1 protein-coding gene is annotated in these 1,740 nt (G+C 55.1%); it reads right to left on the bottom strand.

Features of this window, described 5'->3' with window-relative positions; translation table 11 throughout:
- Positions 1 to 228: 228 nt before the first annotated feature.
- The gene (locus tag A5788_RS10505; RefSeq protein ID WP_064868339.1) at positions 229 to 1,050 is read right to left on the bottom strand and encodes an LEM-3-like GIY-YIG domain-containing protein; all 822 of its coding nucleotides are present in this window, start codon (positions 1,048 to 1,050) and stop codon (positions 229 to 231) included.
- Positions 1,051 to 1,740 lie beyond the last annotated feature (690 nt).

Here is a 1,740-nt window from a genome sequence, read left to right as displayed (position 1 = left end):
ACTACATCTTGCGGTCACTCATCCACTCCGGCGGCCTGGCACAACACCTCGATGCACTCTGAATTCGGAAGAGCCTGTTTGATCTGTCAGACCTGCCAATTTGTACGACATCAAATACTTGTCGAGCTAGGCATTCCGGTTCATGCTCGTCTCGGCCGACCCGCCAACCAATCCCAGCTGACGTAAATGAACGTCTCCGCGGGCTGGGGGCGCCAACTGCATGCCGACTCAGGTGTAGAGGTGCCAACCTCTCGTCGACCAGCCAGCAAGCGGTGGATCGCGGTCAATGTCGTTGTAGTGCAGGCTCTTTCCTCGATACATCGCGTCAAGCTCGGGGTCGACTGCACCATAGAAGCGCCACTTTTTTGCTTCAGTAGCGCTCGGCTCCCATCGATCGGCTCGGAACACAGCTCTGATCAAACCAGCGTGAACGACCAAGATTGGCAGGTCAGGTAGTCCAACAGCACCACTGGCGTACCACGACCCCGCTACGTTGTCATAAATCTCTTCGTCAGACCATGTCTTGTACGCAGGGTTCGTCGACACCAGCACGACGAACGGCTTCTCGATCTTGCCGGCAGGCACTGCCGCAAGCCGCTTGATCGTCTCTTCTATCGGCTCCACGACGAACTCACCCGACGTATGACCGCCCTTGATGGTGGTCAGCTTCGGGTTCTCCAGATCAGTCTCGGCGAGCTTGAACGCAGAAATGAGCACCTGTTCAAACTGGAAGGCGAGCTTGTCGCTGTCGACAGGTGGCGTGATGTTCGGACGCAAGATGAAGTGCTCGACCTTTGACCCATCTGCGTAGATCGCATTGATCCGGGCATTCTTCGCCGATTCGACTGCGATCGGATCTTTCTGGGTGCCGTCCTTCACGCGGCCCTTCTGTCCCCTGGCGACCCAGACATGACTGAAGACACGATCGCCTTTGCCCTTGCCGATATAGAAGATCGACTTGTCGCGTGGGTCACGAAGCGCGTAGACATAAACACCCAGCTTCTCGGCGACGCCGGGCGGAAGCTGAGCGGGAAGGTCTGGCGTGATCATGAGTATGAGAGTACAAGACCAGGCTGACATATCCTCTGGTTGTGAGCTGTTCGATGCATTCGTCTAACGCGTCTGCAAAAGATTCTGTACGAACACTCCGACTCGATTAATCCGCAGCGGCTCACACTCATTCTGGTGTACTTCGCTCGCCACCCGCACCTTTTTGTCTTGACAGGCTAGGATAACTCAGATTCTTCCTCGCTTAGCTACTACCTAAGATTTAGGTACACACCGCCACCGCAACCCTGGTCTTATGTGGACAAATCAAGAAACCGATAGTCTCCCGAATCTACTCTCGCGGCTCCTCACCGGCCTACTCTGAACCTCGTTCGTCTTCTTGGGCTCGATCGAAATCGAGTCAATTTGTGACCATGCGCGAGTCTCTAACCACCTGAGCAGGATTCATGACGCCCGACTACTTGAAGGCTGGATCACGACCCGCAATCGCCCCCCAAAGAAACGATTCGCAAAGTTGAAATGACTTTGCGAAAAAGCGGACGCGGTGATGTTCACTACGAGCTCCGCGCTGATTCTCAGCGTCGACCCCACCTATGAACAGACGTCTTCTTACTCTTTCTTTTCTGAACTCGAACAAGCAACCATTCTATTAACTGGGCTCTTCGAAGTTAGCCGGGCACTGCTCAGCAGTGGAATTGCTGGTTGTTGGCCCGCTGGGCGCGGGTGCAGTGG

The organism is Gordonia sp. 852002-50816_SCH5313054-c (assembly GCF_001665925.1).
Lineage (GTDB): Bacteria > Actinomycetota > Actinomycetes > Mycobacteriales > Mycobacteriaceae > Gordonia > Gordonia jacobaea.
The sequence above is the reverse complement of the archived record's forward strand: the minus strand, read 5'-3'. Positions and strand labels throughout refer to the sequence as shown.